Annotated in this window: 16 protein-coding genes and 4 pseudogenes; 5 read left to right on the forward strand and 15 right to left on the reverse strand. The window is 69.1% G+C overall.

Translation table 11 applies throughout. The annotated features are described in order from the left end of the window. Positions 1-4 precede the first annotated feature (4 nt). From Q8A52_RS27785 to Q8A52_RS27795, 3 genes are read right to left on the reverse strand one after another with little or no spacing between them, the layout of a single operon-like run. Positions 5-2,377, reverse strand: a complete 2,373-nt coding sequence (locus tag Q8A52_RS27785; RefSeq protein WP_316756336.1) for an aerobic carbon-monoxide dehydrogenase large subunit — start codon at positions 2,375-2,377, stop codon at positions 5-7. Further along, a complete protein-coding gene (locus Q8A52_RS27790) occupies positions 2,374-2,916 on the reverse strand; it encodes a (2Fe-2S)-binding protein (protein ID WP_316756338.1) in 543 nt (180 codons plus the stop codon). The genes Q8A52_RS27785 and Q8A52_RS27790 overlap by 4 nt, the downstream gene beginning before the upstream one ends. 1 nt (position 2,917) lies before the next feature. Next, on the reverse strand, positions 2,918-3,790 hold the full coding sequence (locus Q8A52_RS27795) for an FAD binding domain-containing protein (protein WP_316756340.1): 873 nt from the start codon (positions 3,788-3,790) through the stop codon (positions 2,918-2,920). A 115-nt stretch (positions 3,791-3,905) separates the two neighbouring features. Here Q8A52_RS27795 and Q8A52_RS27800 point away from each other — a divergent pair, with 115 nt between their 5' ends. After that, on the forward strand, positions 3,906-4,862 hold the full coding sequence (locus Q8A52_RS27800; RefSeq protein WP_316756341.1) for a LysR family transcriptional regulator: 957 nt from the start codon (positions 3,906-3,908) through the stop codon (positions 4,860-4,862). Between the two features lie 107 nt (positions 4,863-4,969). On the opposite strand, the gene Q8A52_RS27805 is transcribed toward Q8A52_RS27800, so the two are convergent. Both Q8A52_RS27805 and Q8A52_RS27810 read right to left on the reverse strand, forming a co-directional pair. Then, complete coding sequence (locus Q8A52_RS27805) at positions 4,970-6,583, reverse strand: phospholipase D-like domain-containing protein (protein WP_316756343.1); 1,614 nt, start codon at positions 6,581-6,583, stop codon at positions 4,970-4,972. Positions 6,584-6,816: 233 nt separating this feature from the next. After that, a pseudogene (locus tag Q8A52_RS27810) lies at positions 6,817-7,266 on the reverse strand (RNA polymerase subunit sigma-24); the annotation flags it as partial. Between Q8A52_RS27810 and Q8A52_RS27815 the strand changes: the two are divergent. Beyond that, positions 7,260-7,493, forward strand: a pseudogene (locus Q8A52_RS27815) (carboxymuconolactone decarboxylase family protein); the annotation flags it as partial. The pseudogenes Q8A52_RS27810 and Q8A52_RS27815 sit on opposite strands and share 7 nt — an antisense overlap. 56 nt (positions 7,494-7,549) lie before the next feature. Here the strand turns inward: Q8A52_RS27815 and Q8A52_RS27820 are convergent. The 8 genes and pseudogenes from Q8A52_RS27820 to Q8A52_RS27855 form a co-directional block, all read right to left on the reverse strand. Then, a complete protein-coding gene (locus tag Q8A52_RS27820) occupies positions 7,550-8,215 on the reverse strand; it encodes a class I SAM-dependent methyltransferase (protein WP_316756345.1) in 666 nt (221 codons plus the stop codon). A gap of 185 nt (positions 8,216-8,400) precedes the next feature. After that, positions 8,401-8,460, reverse strand: a pseudogene (locus Q8A52_RS49135) (hypothetical protein); the annotation flags it as partial. A gap of 239 nt (positions 8,461-8,699) precedes the next feature. Beyond that, positions 8,700-8,930, reverse strand: a complete 231-nt coding sequence (locus tag Q8A52_RS27830) for a hypothetical protein (RefSeq protein WP_316756347.1) — start codon at positions 8,928-8,930, stop codon at positions 8,700-8,702. A gap of 44 nt (positions 8,931-8,974) precedes the next feature. Next, entirely contained in the window at positions 8,975-10,114 is a 1,140-nt protein-coding gene (locus tag Q8A52_RS27835; protein WP_316756349.1) for an inorganic phosphate transporter, read from the reverse strand. A 202-nt stretch (positions 10,115-10,316) separates the two neighbouring features. Next, positions 10,317-11,558: a cytochrome P450 family protein gene (locus tag Q8A52_RS27840; protein ID WP_316756351.1), complete on the reverse strand. Its 1,242-nt coding sequence runs from the start codon at positions 11,556-11,558 to the stop codon at positions 10,317-10,319. Further along, the gene (locus Q8A52_RS27845) at positions 11,555-12,538 is read right to left on the reverse strand and encodes an amidohydrolase family protein (protein WP_316756353.1); all 984 of its coding nucleotides are present in this window, start codon (positions 12,536-12,538) and stop codon (positions 11,555-11,557) included. Before Q8A52_RS27845 ends, Q8A52_RS27840 begins: the two co-directional genes overlap by 4 nt. Further along, positions 12,535-13,422, reverse strand: coding sequence for an NAD(P)-dependent oxidoreductase (locus Q8A52_RS27850; RefSeq protein ID WP_316756355.1), 888 nt, complete (start codon positions 13,420-13,422; stop codon positions 12,535-12,537). Before Q8A52_RS27850 ends, Q8A52_RS27845 begins: the two co-directional genes overlap by 4 nt. Continuing rightward, positions 13,419-13,757, reverse strand: coding sequence for an antibiotic biosynthesis monooxygenase family protein (locus Q8A52_RS27855; protein ID WP_316756357.1), 339 nt, complete (start codon positions 13,755-13,757; stop codon positions 13,419-13,421). The genes Q8A52_RS27850 and Q8A52_RS27855 overlap by 4 nt, the downstream gene beginning before the upstream one ends. 388 nt (positions 13,758-14,145) lie before the next feature. Between Q8A52_RS27855 and Q8A52_RS27860 the strand changes: the two genes are divergently transcribed. Next, positions 14,146-14,571: a PPOX class F420-dependent oxidoreductase gene (locus tag Q8A52_RS27860; RefSeq protein ID WP_316756358.1), complete on the forward strand. Its 426-nt coding sequence runs from the start codon at positions 14,146-14,148 to the stop codon at positions 14,569-14,571. A gap of 151 nt (positions 14,572-14,722) precedes the next feature. On the opposite strand, the pseudogene Q8A52_RS27865 reads toward Q8A52_RS27860, so the two are convergent. Beyond that, positions 14,723-15,700 (reverse strand): annotated as a pseudogene (locus tag Q8A52_RS27865) (SDR family NAD(P)-dependent oxidoreductase); the annotation flags it as partial. 15 nt (positions 15,701-15,715) lie between these two features. Between Q8A52_RS27865 and sph the strand changes: the two are divergent. After that, positions 15,716-16,699 (forward strand): sphingomyelin phosphodiesterase, encoded by a 984-nt coding sequence (gene sph, locus Q8A52_RS27870; RefSeq protein WP_316756360.1) that lies wholly within the window; start codon positions 15,716-15,718, stop codon positions 16,697-16,699. Between the two features lie 109 nt (positions 16,700-16,808). On the opposite strand, the gene Q8A52_RS27875 is transcribed toward sph, so the two are convergent. After that, positions 16,809-17,261, reverse strand: a complete 453-nt coding sequence (locus Q8A52_RS27875) for a YbhB/YbcL family Raf kinase inhibitor-like protein (RefSeq protein ID WP_316756361.1) — start codon at positions 17,259-17,261, stop codon at positions 16,809-16,811. Positions 17,262-17,384: 123 nt separating this feature from the next. Here Q8A52_RS27875 and Q8A52_RS27880 point away from each other — a divergent pair, with 123 nt between their 5' ends. After that, complete coding sequence (locus tag Q8A52_RS27880) at positions 17,385-17,918, forward strand: NTPase (RefSeq protein WP_316756362.1); 534 nt, start codon at positions 17,385-17,387, stop codon at positions 17,916-17,918. Positions 17,919-17,963 lie beyond the last annotated feature (45 nt).

Consider the following 17,963-nt stretch of genomic DNA (forward strand, 5'->3'; position numbering starts at 1 on the left):
CGCCTCAGGTGATCGCCATGTCCGTGCGCAGCGGCCGGCCCTGCGCGGCCCGCCACACGGCGGCGGGCGTCAGTGGCATGTCGACGTGGCGTACGCCGAGCGGCTTCAGCGCGTCGACCACGGCGTTGACCACCGCGGCGGGCGAGCCCACCGTGGCGGACTCGCCGACGCCCTTGGCTCCGATGGGGTGGTGCGGGGAGGGGGTGACGGTCTCGCCGAGTTCCCAGGACGGGCACTCGACCGAGGTGGGCAGGAGATAGTCCATGAACGATCCGCCGAGGCAGTTGCCGTCCTCGTCGAAGGCGATCACCTGCATGAGCGCCATGCCGAGGCCGTCGGCGAGTCCACCGTGCACCTGACCCTCGACGATCATGGGGTTGATCCGGTTGCCGCAGTCGTCCACGGCGATGAACCGGCGGACCTTCACCTGGCCGGTGGTCGCGTCCACGTCGGCGACACATATGTATGCGCCGAAGGGGAAGGTCAGATTCGGTGGGTTGTAGACGCAGCTGGCGTCCAGATGGCCCTCGACGCCCTCGGGCAGCTCCAGGCTGGAGTGTGCGGCGAGCGCGATCTCGGCCATGGTCCTGCCCTGGTCGGGGTCGCCCGTGACGAACCAGCGGCCCTTCTCCCATTCCAGGTCGTCCGGGCTCACTTCGAGCATCGCGGAGGCGACGATCTTCGCGCGTTCGCGCACCTTGCGGGCGACCATCGCGGCCGCAGCTCCGGACACCGGCGTCGAGCGCGACCCGTAGGTCCCGAGCCCGAACGGAGTCTGGTCGGTGTCGCCGTGCACCACCTCGACGTCCTCGGGCGGGATGCCCAGTTCCTCGGCGACGATCTGCGCGAAGGTCGTCTCGTGGCCCTGGCCCTGGGTCTGTACCGAGATCCGGAGTACGGCCTTGCCCGTCGGGTGGACGCGCAGCTCGGCGCCGTCGGCCATGCCGAGGCCGAGGATGTCCATGTGCTTGCGCGGGCCCGCGCCGACCGCCTCGGTGAAGAAGCTGACCCCGATGCCCATCAGCTCCCCGCGCTCGCGCTTCTCGGCCTGCTCCCGGCGCAGGTCCTCGTAGTGCGCGATGTCCATCGCCAGCCGCAGGGCGCGCGGGTAGTCGCCGGAGTCGTACTCCCACCCGGTCTGCGTCCGGTACGGGAACTGCCCGGGCCGCAGCAGATTGCGCATCCGCAACTCGGCCGGGTCCACTTCGAGTTCGGTGGCGAGCACGTCGACCATGCGCTCGACCAGGTACGCGGCCTCGGTGACGCGGAACGAGCAGGCGTAGGCGACACCGCCGGGCGCCTTGTTGGTGTAGACACCGGTCACGGTGCAGTGCGCGGCGGCCAAGTCGTACGAGCCGGTGAACACGCCGAAGAAGCCGGCCGGGAACTGCGTGGGCTGCGCGGTGGCGTTGAACGCGCCGTGGTCGGCGATCACATGGACCCGCAGGCCCAGGATCCTGCCGTCGCGCGTCGCCGCGATCTCACCGTGCATGTGGTAGTCGCGGGCGAAGGATGTGCTCATCAGGTTCTCCGAGCGGTCCTCCACCCATTTGACCGGCTTGCCGGTGACGATCGAACCGACGACCGCGCACACATAACCCGGGTAGATGCCGACCTTGTTGCCGAAACCGCCTCCGATGTCCGGGGAGATGATGCGTATCTTGTGCTCCGGGATGCCGGCCACCATCGCGTACAGGGTGCGGTGCGCGTGCGGGGCCTGCGTGGTGGACCACACGGTCAGCTTCCCGGTGATGGCGTCCATGTCCGCGACGGTGCCACAGGTCTCCAGCGGCGCCGGGTGCACTCGCGGATACAGCATGTCCTGGGCCACCACGACCTCGGCGTCCGCGAAGACCTCGTCGGTGCGCTCCTTGTCGCCCGCCGACCAGTCGAAGATGTGGTTGTCGCGCTGGTCCTCCTTGTCGTCGCGGATCACCGGCGCGTCCGGTTCCATCGCCCGCAGGGCGTCGACGACCGGTGGCAGCGGCTCGTACTCCACATCGATCAGCTCAAGAGCGTCCCGCGCGGCATAGCGGTCCTCGGCGACGACGAAGGCGACCTCCTGGCCCTGGAAGCGCACCTTGTCGGTGGCCAGCACCGCCTCGGTGTCGTACGAGATCGTGGGCATCCAGGCCAGCCCGAGACCGGCCAGGGTCTCCCCGGTGATCACGGCCTTGACCTTGGGGTGTGCCTCGGCGGCGCTGGTGTCGATCGACACGATCCGGGCGTGCGCCAGCGGGCTGCGCAGTACGGCGCCGTGCAGCATGCCGGGCAGCCGGACGTCGTCGACGTAGGTTCCGTGGCCGCGGACGAACCGCGCGTCCTCCTTGCGGGTCATCCGTCCGAAGCCGACCGGCCGTTCCTCGGTGGTCGTCATGCCCGCACCTCCTCGCGGCCGGGCGCCGGCTCTTCGCGAGCGGGCTCCGGCTCGGTGCCCGCGTCCGCGGTCCGCGCCCCGCCGCCGTGCTCGGCAGCCCAGCGGATGGAGCGCACGATGTTCTCGTAACCGGTGCAGCGGCACATCTGTCCGGAGATCGCCTCGCGGATGTCCTCCTCGGACGGATCCGCGTTGTGGTCGAGCAGCCAGCGGGCGGTCATCATCATCCCCGGCGTGCAGAAGCCGCACTGCAACCCGTGGCAGGCGATGAATCCCTGCTGCACCGGGTCGAGTTCGGCCCCGTGCGCCAAGCCCTCCACGGTCCGCACCTCATGGCCGTCGGCCATCACCGCGAGCACGGTGCACGACTTGACCGGCATTCCGTCCAGCCATACGGCACACACCCCGCAGTTGGAGGTGTCGCAGCCCCAGTGGGTGCCGGTGAGCCCGAGTTCGTCACGCAGGAAGTGGACGAGCAGCAGCCTGGGCTCCACGTCCCTCGTGTGCTGCTCCCCGTTCACGGTCACGGTGATCCGCATGTCACGCCTCCTGCCCCTGGGCGCGTGCGGCGGCGGCGCGCAGCGCCCGGGTGGTGAGCTCCGCGGCCAGATGCCGCTTGTAGTCGGCGGGGCCGCGCTGGTCCGCGGTCGGCCGGCACTCCTGCGAGGCGATCCGGCCCGCCTCGGCGAAGGCCTCGTCGTCCGGTCGTCCGCCGCGCAGGAAGTCCTCGGCCTGTTCGGCCACGAACCGCGGGGCACCCACCGCGGTCAGCCCGATGCCGGCCTCGGTGACGACCCCCTCGGAGATCTCCAGCACCGCTCCCGCGGCGACGACCGCCCAGTCGCCGACGCGGCGCTCGACCTTGCGGTAGGCGCTGGCGTGCGAACGGATGGGCACCCGGACCTCCACCAGCAGCTCCGCCTCGTCCAGCGCGGTCTCGTACGGCCCGAGGAAGAACTCTCTGATTCCGGTGGTGCGCCTGCCGCGGGGGCCCTGGGCGACAAGGGTCGCCCGCAGCGCCGAGAACGCCGCGGACAGGTCCTCCGACGGGTCGGCCTGGCACAGGGAGCCGCCGACGGTGCCGCGGTTGCGGACCAGCGGATCGGCGATGACCCGTTCCGCGTCCCGCAGGATGGGGAAGTGCTCGCCGACGACCGGCGAGGCGAGCAACTCGGCGTGGCGGACCATCGCCCCGATGGACAGGTCGTGCCCGTCCACCCGGATCAGTGCCAGCTCGCCGAGGCCGTTGATGTCGATCAGGGCTTCGGGCTGGGCCAGCCGAAGCTTCATCATCGGTAGCAGGCTGTGCCCGCCCGCCACCACCCGGGCCTCGCTGCCATAGCGCGCGAGCAGCTCGATCGCATGCTCGAGGCTGGAGGCCGTCTCGTACTGGAAAGCAGCCGGAACCTGCATCGGGCCCTCCTGGAATGCTGTGCCCGCTGTGCTGCGATGCTGCGCTCTTCCGCACCCGCCGGGCAATGGGCCGATAAGCATTCACTTATCCCGCCAAACGAGGGAAAATCGGGTGGTGACCGTCACCCAGCTCAGCTCCTTCGTGCTGGTTGCCCGGCTCGGTTCGGTGAGCGCCGCGGCGCGGACCCTGGACGTGAGCGAATCCGCGGTGTCGCAGGCGCTCACCGCGCTGCGCACCCACTTCGGCGATCCGCTCATCCAGCGCACCGGCGGCGGTGGGATGCGACTGACGCCCGCCGGGGCGCGGCTGCTGCCGGTCGCGTCGCGGATGGTTGCGCTGAGCGCGGATGCCGAGGCCGCGGTACGGGCGGCGCGGGGTGCGCCCGACGAGTTGCGGGTCGTGGCCACGAGCACGCTGGCCGAATTCGTGCTCCCCTCGCTCGTGGAGGCCTTCGCCGACCGCGCCGGCCGCAGAACCGAGACCTCGTTCGGGGTGGCCGTCGGCAACGAGATACGCGTGCTGGTGGAGAACCGGCTGGCCGACGTGGCGCTCGGGCCGTATCTCGGCGCCACCCGCAGGGGCGAACTGGTCAGCGAGCCGCTGTTCCGCACCCAGCTGGTCGTGGTGACCGGCGCCAGGTCGCCGCGGCCGCCCGGTCCGCCGCCGCAGTGGTCGTGGCTGGTCGACTCCTCCGGGACCGATCCGGACGCGGACTCCGGGAGGCTGCTGCGCCGGCTCGGGGTGGCCGAGGGGCATGTGTGGGTGTTCCCCAATCAGGCCGCGACGTGGGCCGCCGCCGCCGAGGGCGCGGGGGTGGCACCCGCGCCGGCCCATCTGGTGTCGCCCCGCATCCGGCGTGACGACCTGCGCATCCTGGAGACGCCGGCCACGCCCTGGGACGCCACATGGCACGCCACCGTCCTGCCGCCCGAGCACCGCTCCCCGGCCACCGACGCGTTCCTGCACTTCCTGCACACTCCCGCGGCGACCCGCATCATGCGCGCGCCCGGAGCGGGCGTCCCGCCCTCCCGGTTCCGGCCGCCGGTGTACGTCACGCTGTGGGGTGGGTGAGTGAGCAGGCCTTCCCAGGGGAGTGGCGGGCCCGGCTTCGCCAATCACCGACCAGACCGCACTCCGCCTCTCAGAGCGGTCGCTCAAGGCCCATGACTCGCTCGGCGTCAGTCTTGGCAGATGCCGCGCGTGTAGTCGTAAGTGGCTGTTGCGCGCGAGTATTTCCACTGCGGGTCGAGCAGCTTTGTTGCGAGCTGTCCAGCCGCTGCGGGGCTTTCTACGATGTAGCCGAAGTCCTGCAGCCAAGCCGGGTACAGGTTCTTGGACCCGAGGTAGAAGGCTGAACCGTCCACGGACACCAGCTTGTGGTGCTGTGCGTACGGTTTTCCGTCGGCCCACGTGGCGCTGTCGGAGTTACGGCTGGTGGCGAGTTGCAGGTTGGCACACATGGCTGTCTTGGCCTGCGGCAGGCCGCCGGTGACCAGCTCGAGCCGCTTGCGGAGCACGTCGCTGATCTCGTTCAGTGACTTGATCTGTGAGTAGCCGCCGCTGCCGATCGCTCCACGGTTGGCGGGGTCGCTGACCACGATGCGGACCTTCACGCCGTCGGCCAACTTCGCCGCGAGCGCGTCGTACAGGCGGATGTCGTAGCGCGGCAGCGGCGGGCAGGTGGCGTTCATGTCCTGCTGGGAGATCTCGACGTGGTCCTTGGCGCTGCCGATGAGCGCCCGCAAGGCGCTCTCTTCGGGGTTCACCGTGTCGTAGTCGCGGTCGGCGTTGGTGTAGTCGTGGACGCCGACCAGGCACTTGGTGTCGGCAGCGGTGGGGAGAGTCGGGTGGAACGAGGACGACGGGTCGACGTTCTTGATGCCGACTCCGAGGCCGCCCACCGCCATCACCGGCACATCCCCGCTCGCGGGGCCCGGGTGGACATCCTCCCTCAGCGAAGACATGCAGTCGGCGCCCTGGGACGAGGCGAACCAGACCTTGGTGGGGTTGCTCCGGTTGTCGCATGTCCAGGACCACAGCTGGTCCAGGTACCGGCCGGCGGAGCGTGCGGCGGGGCCGGACAGGGCCAGATCGACGTCGGACACCGGGTGGGTGGTGTCGATGTAGTCGTTCTTCCAGTTGTTGATGCCGCCAGTCATCACCGACCGGCCGTCCACCACGAGGAGCTTGGAGTGGTTCCATGAGAACCCGGTCTTCGACGTCGTCATCGACGCGACGTTGAGCGTCACGTTGTCCGCGGCATCACCGAGTTCGGTGCGCAGTTCGTCGCGGTATTTCGACGGCACCACGTTCAGGTGGTAGATCGGTGCGGCTCCGACGAGGACGCGCACCTTGAGTTTGTTGCCCGCCTCGGCCGACTTCTTGAGGCCCGCGACGATCGCGTCCTGGAACGCGCCGTCGGGGAACGGCGCCAGAGACGATATGTCGACGGTCCGAGTGGCCTTGGAGATGTTCTCTTCCATCTTGGCGAGCAGCTTCTGCGTACCGGGCCGCTCCTTGCAGGCGGCGTCACCCCAGCAACCCGGGGTCTGCAACAGCCAGTCGGACGGATCACCGCCACCCGCGTCGAGCGAATTGCCGTCGGTACGCTCCCAGACCTGCCCCTCCAGGCCCGGCGAGACCTCACGAAGGGCGCTCTCGACACTGTCGAGATGGGGGGTCGGCGAGTCGGCCAGGGCCGAGGTTGTGGGCAGCGTCGCACTGATGAGCACGGAGAGCGTGGCGGTTTTCGCGAGATGGTCTAAACGGCGACGGAGCCGGGTGCGAGCCAATGTCTGAGTCCTTGTCGAATTGTCATAGTGCATCGCGGGCGCCGGCAGGTTCGGAGCACCAGACGTCGTCCGTCCGGTGAGCCGCAGGTCAGGCCCACGAATGATCAAGTGAATGTATCAACCGGGGACGTCCTCGCGATTCGCGCCCGGATCAGTTCGGGCCACAGCCCCTGCGGGGACGCGCCACGCGACGCGAGTACCGATCAGAGCCGAGTCGCCCTTGGATGATCACCTCAACGGCGCAGGGCGGTCTCCCGCTCCAAGTGAGACAGCTTCTCGGGACTGCGTACGGCGTAGAGCCCGGTGACGAGGCCGTCGTCGATGCGCACCGCGATGACGGTGTCGATCTCTTCGTTGAGGCGGAGGATCAGAGCCGGGTAGCCATTGACCTGTGCCGGTTCCAGCGCGGCCGTGCCGGCGATCCTGCCCAGCACGTGGAGCACCTTGTCGGCTCCCACGACGGGTGTCAGTGCGGCCTGTACGACCCCGCCACCATCGCCCAACAGGACGACGTCCGGCGCGAGAAGGTCGAGCAGGTGTTGCAAGTCGCCCGTCCGGACCGCTTGTCGGAATGCCTGGAGCGCATCGCGGGCCTGGGCCGCGGACACGGCCCCGCGGGGTCGTCGGGCCGCGACGTGAATCCGTGCGCGGTGGGCGAGCTGGCGCACCGCGACCGGAGGCCGAGCGGGCAGCGCTGGCGCTCGCCGAAGAAGGTACGCGGCTTGCCGACGCCCACCTGGGCGTGTCCGACCAGACCTGGGCCCAGGTGCGTGAGCACTACGACGACGACCAGACCGCCGCGCTGGTGTTCCTGGTGGCCACGATCAACGCACCCAACCGGCTCGGCGTGATCGTGCGCAACCCTGGGGGCTCCTACCAGCCCGGCATGCTCACCGGCCTGTCGAACTGACCAGCAGGCGCATCGCGGCCCGGCCGGGTTCTTCCATCCGGCCGGGCCGATGCGTCTCACACAGCGCACACGGCAGTGAAGGGCTTGCGGGCGAGGATCTGGATGCCCGTTGAGGTATGCCCGTTCATGGTGGACACCGTGATGCTTCGCGTGTCGGTTGTTTCGAATCCGGCAAGCAGGGTGGAGAGCCACTCGCGGGAGTGATGGCGGCAGACCGCCCCGTCGCCGGTTTCGAACACGCCATGTCTGCCGTAGTGCTCGGCATGGCGACGGTACCGGCTGCGATTGCGCTCGTCGTCCTGCAGCAAAAGGTCGCTGATGTAGAGGATGCCGCCGGACTTGAGGATGCGGTTCAGCTCGGCGATCAACCGGTGCTGGGCTTCGTCGCCGGGGACGCAGGTCAGCACGGCGAAGAGCAGGACTGCGTCAAAGCCCGCGTCCGGGTAAGGCGAGACCGGTGGTTCATCCAGGGCTGCAAAGCGCATGGTGGGGTGAAGTCGGCGAGCCCGATTGATCATTTCCGGCGCGATGTCGACACCCGTGAGGTTGCCGAAGCCGTGCTCGGCGAGCTCCCCCATGGTGCGGCCGTATCCGCATCCGTAGTCGAGGATCGCGGCGTGCCTGTCGACCCCGTCGAGCCAGGGCAGATGGAGCGGGTGGGTGAACGTTTTCGTGGCCGAGGCGGCATCCCAGTAGGGAACCTGGCTGTCGAGATCGGACATGGCGGATGCCTCCTGGGCGCTCGACTGTTGCCGATCATGCTGGCAGGGCCTCCGGAACATCCGACCGCTCGGGCAAGACCTGGGGTGCGAGTCCGATCGAGGCAGCCGCGTCCCATGCCGTCTCTACGTGACCTCAGGGCCGTCTCCGCGGTGGGGGAGGGGTCGGTCGCGGTGACGTCGAAGCCGCGGACGAGATAGTGCGCTGCCCAGCTCGCACCGATGGTGCCGGTCCCGACGATCGCCACACGGTGGAGGGCCTGTGAGATTCCATGGCTGCGGTGTTCATGGGCCAAGCCTCATCCAGCGGAAACACCCGGCGCATCGGGCTGCGAGCCCAGGATTCAGGCGTCGCCTTGGTATCGCGGTCCAGGACACTCGTTCAGCGCTGTGCGCCGCCCAGCCGTTTTGCGTCACGGATGCGCGACACCGGCTACGTCCGTGACACCGGATGCGTCCGTGACATCAGCTACGTGAGAACCCTTCGTCAAGGGCCGACGATCAGGGCGAGCCCGTAGCCCGCGACCGCCAGGCACGCACTGAAGCACAGCACCGCTGCCGCCGTGCCGGCCGCCCGGATGGCGCGGGCGTGTTCTCCGTCCTCGCCGTCGTCACGGGGCCAGGCGGCGATGCCGAGGGAGAACAGCACGACCGTGACCAGTGTGATGCCGAGGCTCACAGCGAACACGCTGCCGAAGGCGCCCCAGTCGATGTCCATCGCCCTTCTTCCTTTCGCTGACGGATGGGACGGCCGCCCGGCTGTCACGCCGCGGTCTGCTCCGCGTGCTCGGACAGTCGGGCGGGCAGTTCGTTGACGTTGTCCGGGGTCACGGCGCGGCGGCGCGACAGGGCCCAGAAGCCGGTCGCCGCGGCCGCCGCGGCAGCGGCCACCAGGGCCACGCCCGCGGTGCCGTGGTCGGCGACCCATGCGGCCACGCCGCCGATGGCCGCCGCTGAGGGCAGCGTGAGCAGCCAGGACACCGCGATGCGACCGGCCACGCCCCACCGCACCTGGGCGAGTTTCCGGCCCAGGCCCGCGCCCAGGATGCTGCCGGTGCACACCTGCGTGGTCGACAGGGGGAATCCCAGGTGGGACGAGGCGAGAATGACGGTCGTCGCGCTGGTCTCGGCCGCGAAGCCCTGAGGTGCCTCGATGTCGGTGAGCCCCTTGCCCATGGTGCGGATGATCCGCCAGCCGCCCGTGTACGTGCCGAGCGCGATCGCCAGTCCGGAGGTGAGCACCACCCACCAGGGCGGCCCGGAGCCATGGGTGAGCACCCCCGCGGAGATGAGGGCCAGGGTGATCACACCCATGGTCTTCTGCGCGTCATTGGTGCCGTGGGCCAGCGCGACCAATGACGCCGAGCCGATCTGGCCCCGGCGGAATCCGCTGCGCGCCTGACCGGGAGCCGTGCGCCGGGTGATGACGTATGCAAAGTAGGTCGCCAGCACTGCCACGACGCAGGCGACGATAGGCGACAGGACGGCCGGGAGCACGATCTTCTCCACGATCGCCCCGAATTGCACCGCGGATCCCCCGGCGCCGACCCACACAGCACCGATCAGCCCGCCGAACAGCGCGTGCGACGAACTCGACGGCAGTCCGGCGAGCCAGGTCATCAGGTTCCAGAGGACCGCACCGACGAGTCCGGCGAAGATCATCACCAGGGACACCTTGGAGTCGTTCACGATGCCGCCGGAGATGGTCTTGGCGACCTCCGTGGACAGGAACGCGCCCGCCAGATTGAGCACCCCCGCGACGGCCACGGCCATACGGGGCCGCAGGGCCCCGGTGGCGATGGACGTCGCCATCGAGTTGGCCGTGTCGTGGAAGCCGTTGGTGAAGTCGAAGGCCAGAGCCGTCAGAATGACTACGACGAGGAGAAACGAGACGGTACCCACTGGGAAACCTCCCGAGGCAGGCTTGACCCGCGCCCGCCCGCCGTCTCAGCTCGGACGCGTCGTGTCTTCCACGCTAAGCGGCGTCCTACAGGCCCGCGACCGTGAGGGGCAGCTCATGCCTGGGGTTCGGCTCATGGGGTGAAGAGGAGACGCAGGGCCGCCCCGACGGGACAGCCCTGCCGTATTGCTTGCGACGTGTCGGTCACCCAGCGGCATCGAGTACGACCGGCAGCTCCGCGAGGCCGCGGAAGGCCGGGAAGGGAACCTCCAACCAGTGCGCCTCGCCGCGGGGTTCGGCCAGCCTCATCCTGGGGAACCGGTCGAAGAGGATGGTGAGGGCCAGCTGCATCTCCAGCCGGGCCAGCGGGGCTCCCAGGCAGTAGTGGCTCCCGTGCCCGAACCCCAGATGGGCGTCCTGTGCGTTCCCCGGCCGCATGACGTCCAGCTTGTCCGGGGAGTCGAACTTCAGCGGATCGCGGTTGGCCGAACTGAGCGCGATCTGGACCAGTGCGCCCTTGGGGATCCGCGTCTCGCCGTACTCCACGTCCTCGGTGGCGTAGCGGAACGTCGCGGTCTCCACGGAGCCGTCGTAGCGCACCAGTTCCTCGACCGCCGCCCGGATCAGATCCGGGTTCTCCCGCACCGCACGGAGCTGGTCGGGGTGGGACAGGAGGTGGTGGACCGAGTTGCCGATCAGGTACGCGGTCGTCTTGTGACCCGCGAACATCAGCAGGAACGCCGTGGAGACCAGCTCGCTCTCGGTGAGCCCGCCGTCGTCGTCCCGGGCCGCGATGAGCGCACTCAGCAGATCGTCACCCGGGCGGCTGCGTTTGGCGGCGATGAGCTCCGTGAAGAACGCGTGCAGATCCTCCTCGGCCTTCTGCTGGGCCCGCTTGGCCTCCTCGTTGAATCCGCTCTGCGCCACGGTGGAGGACAGGTTCTGCATCCGTGACCGCTCCTGCGGCGGCACACCGAGCAGATCGCAGATCACGATGATCGGCAGCGGGAACGCGAACGCCGGCAGAAGGTCGAAGGGCTTCTGGGCCGGGCACTCGTCGAGCAGACCTCCGACGATCTCCTGGATCTTCGGCCGAAGAGCCTCCACGCGCCGCGGGGTAAACGCGGAGTTGACCAGTCGGCGCAGCCGCGTGTGCTTGGGCGCGTCGGAGTTGAGCATGTTGTCGTCCAGCGCGACGGACGAGTCGCCGAAGATCCTTCGGTAGGCGTCCATGGCCCCGTACATGTCCTTGCTCAACCGCGGATCGGACAGGGCGGCCCGCGCGTCCTCGTACCTGGTGATCAGGTACGTCTCGTTGCCGTGCGGGGGTCTCATGGGGCAGACCGGCGCCGCGTCGCGAAGATGGGCGTAGACCGAGTGAGGGTCGCGCCGGAACTCCGGTGTGCAACGCTCGGCCGCGGTGACGGCCTCTTGCGTGGTGGTCACGGACGACTCCTGAGGTCGAAGAGAGCCTCGGCGTTGCCACCGAGGATGAGCTGCTGCGCCGCCTTGTCGACCGGCAGCTTCTCGATCATGCGGATGAGCTCCTCCAGCGGCGCGGCCAACGGCGGTGAGTCGGTGCCGAACAGCATCCGCTCGGGCCCCAGCACCTCCGCGTTGAGGCTCAGATGCGCAGAACTGAACGGGCTCGTGTCGACGTACATGCGCTGCAGCGCACCGGCCGGGTCGGCCGCCGGCTCCTTGGCCGCCGGCGGAGCGGAGGCCGCCCCGGGCCGGCCGGAGGGCGGAGCGCCCCCGGCCCAGTGCCTGGGGCGCGCCGCCGTTTGCAGGCGCTCCGGCAGCAGCGCCATCGCGCCGCCGCCGGTCGCGCCGATCAGCCGTAGCTCCGGGTACTTGTCCAGCCATCCCGCGAACGCGATCATGGCCATGCCGACGGTGACGTCGCCGAACCGGCCGATCTGCTCGACGAAGCCGATCTCGTCGACCCGTTCCGTGCCGACCGGTTCGGCCGGGGCATGGACCAGGACCGGCACCCCCGCCTCCGCGGCCAGCGCGAAGAAGGAGTCGGCACGCGGGGAGCCGAGCAGCTCCCCGCGGACGCTGGACGTGGTGATCAGGCCGACGAAGGCCGGGTCCGCGAGGGTCTCCCGCACCCCTTCGAGGTGATCGTCGTCGCCGAACGGGTTGGCGTACACGTAGCCGCGCAACTGGTCCGGGAACCTGGCGATCAGCCCCGACATCCAGGCGTGGAAACTGCGCAGCCGGTCGCGTGGTTGCGCGTAGTTGTCCACGCCCGGTACCCGCGCCATCGCTCCGGCGCCGACGGGGCTGCCGATGATGGTGAGGTCGATCCCGGCTTCGGCTCGAGCGGCGAGCATGCCGTCGACGTCGGTCAGGCTCGGGGGCATGGGGAAGCGTTTGGCCGCCTCCGGTGGGGAGAGATGCCCGTGGATGTCGATGATCACGTTTCGTGTCCCGGTTTCGGTGTGAGTGCGCGGGTGACCGCGGCACAGTCCTGGTCGCCCAGTCCTTGCTCGGCGGCGCGGACGTGGGTCTCTGCCGCGGCGGTCACCAGCGGCAGGCTCAGGCCGGCTGCTGCTGCCTGCTTGGAAGCGAGCATGAGGTCTTTCGCCATCAGCCGCAGCCGGAAGTCCGGCTCCTCGAAGCGGCCGGAGACCAGGCGCCTCGACTTGAACGCCATGACCGGAGAGGCGAAACCGCTGCCCGCGATGGTCTTGAGGACCAGCTGCCGGTCGAGCCCGCAGGCCGCCGCCAGTTCGGTGGCCTCGGCCAGAGCCTGCACCTCGATGCCCATCAGCAGGTTGAGGCACAGTTTCATCCGCATGCCGGACCCGAGTTCGCCCAGATGGACGACCTCCTTGCCCAGCATCTTCAGCAGCGGGCCGCCGGCGTCGAACGTCCGCTCCTCGCCGCCGACGAACAGCCGCAGCTCTCCGTCGCGGGCGTGGTCGGCGTTGCCGAGCATGCCGACGTCCAGAACCGAGGGGATGTCCCCGGCGATTTGGACGACCTCTTCGGGCGCCACGGTGCTGGTGCAGATGAGGACACCGGGGTAGGTCCCCTCGGCCAGCACGCCGTCAGCCCCGTGCAGCACGGTGCCGAGGGCTTCGCTGTCGGCGACGGCGCAGATGGCCGCGGTCGTACCCTCGATGGCGTCGGCGGGGTGGGCGGCGACATAGGCGCCCGCCTTGCCGAGCGGCCCGGCCCGCTCGGCGGTACGGTTCCAGACCCGGACCTGTATACCCTGTTCGAGGAGGCGGGTGGCCAGGCCGGAACCCATCGTGCCGAGACCGAGAACGGCGACGGGGCCGTTGGCGATGCGCGTCATGACATCGCTCCCTTGGTCTCCTTGACGACCCGGAACCGGAGCGACTGCGTCGAGTCGACCCACTGGCGCAGCGGAGCCACGAGTTCGCGGTGCTCCTCGCTCTGCTGCCACTTGAAGAAGTCCTCGGCGGTCTTCCACTCGCTGGTGATGACCCACTGACGGGAGTCGTCGACGGGTGCTCCCAGCCTCTCGACGATGTGACCGGGGGTGCTGGCCACGGACTTACGGAGCTGGTCGTACACATCCAGGAAGCCCTGCTCGCCGCCCTCGATCACACGGACCGTGAAAACGACGCACAACTTGTCGGCCGAATGGCCCTTCTGCTTGGTGTCCATGTCTCCTCCTGACGGTGAGATCCGGTGGGACACGACTCCCACGGACTCATGTCCCCCATGCGGACGCAACTCCGAATGGGCGACATGCCAGTTGGGACAAGGGGTTTACGCTCCGCATTAGGTCCGTTCGGGTGAGTGATGAGGGGCTCCGGACTTCCCGCGTGCAAGACGCGGACGACCACCTCCGAATGGGTAACTGAACCCCCCGTCCGAATCACTCGGGCTGCACCGGATCGGGTGTTTTGAGGTTCCGGACAGGTTTCAGCGCGGACGCCGGCACAACTCGGTCGGTACGGCGGGAACATCGGCGAGTCGGCCGATGGGTGATCAAGACTGCCCGGAAGATTGCCGCAATACGGTGACAGAGGTGACAGAACGGATTAGAGCGATGAGCGATCTGCCGCGCGAGCTTCGAGGTCTGATCGATTCCGGCCCGATGGCCCATCTGAGTACCATCAACGCCGACGGGAGCCCCCAGGTGACCGTCATCTGGATCGGCCTGGACGGCAATGACGTCGTCAGCGGCCATATGGCGCGGCACGTGAAGCTGCGCAATATCGAGCGGGACCCGCGCGTCGTCCTGTCCTTCGACGCGCCCCGGGAACCCGGTGCCGTCCTGAACCCGTACGCCGTGCTGAAGGCGCGGGCCACGGTGCAGCCGAGTGACGACACATGGGACCTGCTCAACCGGCTCGCCAAGGTCTACATTTCCCCTGACGCCGAATTCCCGGCCCCGAAGGGGCCCGGCTACATCGTGCGCTACTCGGTGGAACGCATCGGTGGGGTCGGCCCCTGGGCCTCGGGATCGCAGTGAGTCCGTTCGCTGAATTCAGATCTCGACGCGAGGTTGCCCGCTCGTGGCGCTGAGGCCGCCGTCGACCGGGATCTGAGCGCCGGTCATGTAGCGCATCGGGACCGGCGAGGAAGGCGATGACGCCGGCGATCTCCTCGGGCCCGGCGACCCGGCCGAAGGGGATGCGTTCCGCGAAGGCCTTCACCACAGGCGTGTCGGGGGTGGCGCCCGCAGTGATCCCGGTGTGCAGTGTGAACCCGGGGTGGACGGCGTTGACACGGACCTCGGGGGCGTGATCGGGCGCCATGGCGCGCGTGAGATTGACGACCGCGCCCTTGGCGGAGTTGTAGGCGCCCATGCCGTAGTCGCCGCCGAGAGCCCCCGGCGATCCGACGTTGACGATGGAGCCGCACGTATCGCGCAAATACCGGATCGAAGCCCGGCTGGCGTGGTAAATGGCATCGAGCTTGATCGCCATCACCGCTCGCCATTCTGTGGGAGTAACGGCTTCGACCGTGCCGAACGCCGGCACTCCTGCGTTGTTGACCAGCATGTCGAGGCGCCCCAGATCGGCCGCGACGGAGGCGATCAGCCCATCGACCTCGTCCGGCACCGTGACATCGGCGGTGCGCGCGAGGACGGTCGCTCCGTCAGGAGCCGCCGCGGCTGTCCTGTCGAGCTTCTCCCGCGTCCGCCCGACGAGCACGACGGCAGCGCCATCGGCGGCAAACCGGTGCGCGACGGCGGCGCCGATACCGGACCCGGCTCCGGTGACGACCACTACTCGATCGGCAAAGTGATTCACGACTTCAGTCCTTTCGTGGGCCGGGGTCCGCGCACAGGGCATCGGAGGGGTGCGCGTCCAGTAGCGGACGCCGTACGCCTGCCCGGCCCACCCAACGCTGGGGAGAGCGACACCCCATAGGCTTGCACCGCAGCGCCAAACCGGCAGAACATCAGCGCCACGACGGACACGACGGGGACGAGGCGGAAGGCGGCCGTGACGGCTCTGTGGCGCCCGCGGGTGGAGGCAGGGCCCGGCAACCGGACTCTCTCCCTCCTCGGCTGTGAGCCATCTGTTGCCTGCATGACTGTTACCTACGGGTAATCCCAGGTGGTTTGATGTGCGGCGCCACTCAACCCCCTTCATCCACAGGGAGATCCAGTGACGCTCTTCGTACCCCGCCGCGCGCTCGGGGCAGCCTTGCTCGCCCTCGCTCTGCCCGCGGCGGCACTTGCGGGTTCCGCACCGGCGGCGGCAGCCGGACCGGCACCGGCGCTGAAGGTCCTGACGTACAACGTCTTCCTCATGAGCAAGAACCTGTACCCGAACTGGGGCCAGGACCACCGGGCCGCCGAGATCCCGCAGACGTCGTTCTTCCACGGCAACGACGTGGTCGTCCTCCAGGAGGCCTTCGACAACTCCTCGTCCGACGCGCTGAAGAGCGCCGCCGCCACGGAATACCCGTACCAGACACCGGTGGTGGGCCGCAGCAAAAGTGGCTGGGACGCCACCGGCGGGGCGTACTCGGCCGTCACGCCGGAGGACGGCGGGGTCACCGTGCTGAGCAAGTGGCCGATTCTGCACAAGGAGCAGTACATCTACAAGGACGCCTGCGGTGCGGACTGGTGGTCCAACAAGGGCTTCGCATACGTCGTGTTGAACGTGAACGGCACCAAGGTGCACGTGGTCGGCACGCACGCTCAGTCGACGGATCCCGGATGCGGCGTGGGGGAAGCGGCAACGATGCGCAGCCGCCAGTTCAAGGCCATCGACGCCTTCCTGGATGCGAAGAACATCCCGGCCGACGAAGAGGTGCTGGTCGCCGGCGACCTCAACGTCGACTCGCGCAGCGGAGAGTACGCGTCACTGCTCAACGACGCCGGGCTCGTCGGTGCCGACGCGCGCACCGGGCACCCGTACTCGTTCGACACGCAGGACAACTCCATCGCCCGCTACCGCTACCCGGACGACCCGCGTGAGGACCTCGACTACGTGCTCAACCGCGCCGGTCACGCCCGCCCGGCGGGCTGGCACAACGAGGTCGTCAAGGAGCAGTCGGCGCCCTGGACGGTCTCGAGCTGGGGGACGGCCTACACGTACACGAACCTCTCGGACCACTACCCGCTGCGCGCCTACGCCGGATAGCAGTCCATAGAAGCGTTGCCGCCGGCGGGCTCGTGGCCCCGTGCACGGTCGAGCCGAGTGCCGGGACCAGGGCCATGCCGGCGGCGAGGCAGCGAGCAACACGAGGTGATCAGCGTTGGTACGTGCCCATCAGCGTGCCGCTCGCCAGCTCTCTGCCCTTCACGGCGCGATGTACCGCGTCGGCTGTCGGCCGGCCGTGCAGGGGAAGTGCCTCCGACAGGGCCCACAGGCGGAAGAAGTAGCGGTGCGCTCCGTGTCCCGGTGGAGGCATGGGACCACCCCAGCCCGTCCGGCCGAAACCGTTGGGCCACTCCTGGCCGCCGGGAGGCGGCTCCCCCTCCGCCGTACCAGTACTGCCTGGATCGATCCCGGTGACCAGCCAGTGCAGGAACGTCCCGCTCGGGGCGTCGGGGTCCTCGCAGAGCAGAACCAACTCCGATGTTCCGTCCGGTACCGCCGACCAGGTCAACGGAGGCGAAACGTCGTCGCCTTCCCCGCTGTGGTGTCGAGGGATTGCCGCATGATTGCTGAACGCCGCGCTCGTGAGCTCAATTCCGGTCATGCGCGCGGCCCTACCCGGAACAACGTGGTCGGCAACAGCCCGGGCGGGGCAAGCACCCCATTGGCCGAGTCCGCGGCCCAGCGCACCGGGAACCCATAAGACGTGCCTGACACAGAGCAGACGATGCCGACCCGAATCCTGCTCGAGGGACGCCCGGGCACGGGCAAGACGACCGTTGTCCGCCGATTGGCCACGCTTCTGCGCACCCGTAGGCCAGTCGGCTTCACCACGGAGGAGATCCGGCACGGCGGGACGCGGAGCGGTTTCGCGCTGGAAACGCTGGACGACGGTCTGCGAGCCGTGTTCGCCCACGTCGACTTCCCGGGACCACCGCGGGTGGGACGGTACGGCGTCGATCTGGGCGTTCTGGAACGGCTCGCGCTGCCGCCGCTCAGGTCAGCGGCATCGGATCCTGCTCCGGCAGATCTCGTGCTGATCGACGAGCTCGGGCGCATGGAGCTGGCATGCGACGCCTTCCGGGATACGGTCCAGGTCCTGTTCGAGTCCGACATCGACGTCGTCGCCACAGTCCACGCGCACAGCGCCCCGTTCACCGACGCCCTCAAACGGCGTCCTGACATCGCGCTCCTCCAGGTGACCCGGTCCAATCGGGACACCCTTCCCGGGGAACTGGCGGCCCGGCTTGAAGGGCAATGACGCGGGCCCACCATGGCGAATCACCTCAAGTGCGCGCGGTCATCG

The sequence above is a fragment of the Streptomyces herbicida genome (genome assembly GCF_032656585.1).
Lineage (GTDB): Bacteria > Actinomycetota > Actinomycetes > Streptomycetales > Streptomycetaceae > Streptomyces > Streptomyces herbicida.

What these genes read in the sequence shown, in the direction of transcription:
- Q8A52_RS27785 (WP_316756336.1), bottom strand. Translation starts at nt 2,377, where the DNA reads ATGACGACCACCGAGGAACGGCCGGTCGGCTTCGGACGGATGACCCGC.
- Q8A52_RS27790 (WP_316756338.1), bottom strand. Translation starts at nt 2,916, where the DNA reads ATGCGGATCACCGTGACCGTGAACGGGGAGCAGCACACGAGGGACGTG.
- Q8A52_RS27795 (WP_316756340.1), bottom strand. Translation starts at nt 3,790, where the DNA reads ATGCAGGTTCCGGCTGCTTTCCAGTACGAGACGGCCTCCAGCCTCGAG.
- Q8A52_RS27820 (WP_316756345.1), bottom strand. Translation starts at nt 8,215, where the DNA reads ATGTCCGATCTCGACAGCCAGGTTCCCTACTGGGATGCCGCCTCGGCC.
- Q8A52_RS27830 (WP_316756347.1), bottom strand. Translation starts at nt 8,930, where the DNA reads ATGGACATCGACTGGGGCGCCTTCGGCAGCGTGTTCGCTGTGAGCCTC.
- Q8A52_RS27850 (WP_316756355.1), bottom strand. Translation starts at nt 13,422, where the DNA reads ATGACGCGCATCGCCAACGGCCCCGTCGCCGTTCTCGGTCTCGGCACG.
- Q8A52_RS27855 (WP_316756357.1), bottom strand. Translation starts at nt 13,757, where the DNA reads ATGGACACCAAGCAGAAGGGCCATTCGGCCGACAAGTTGTGCGTCGTT.
- Q8A52_RS27860 (WP_316756358.1), top strand. Translation starts at nt 14,146, where the DNA reads ATGAGCGATCTGCCGCGCGAGCTTCGAGGTCTGATCGATTCCGGCCCG.
- Q8A52_RS27875 (WP_316756361.1), bottom strand. Translation starts at nt 17,261, where the DNA reads ATGACCGGAATTGAGCTCACGAGCGCGGCGTTCAGCAATCATGCGGCA.
- Q8A52_RS27880 (WP_316756362.1), top strand. Translation starts at nt 17,385, where the DNA reads ATGCCGACCCGAATCCTGCTCGAGGGACGCCCGGGCACGGGCAAGACG.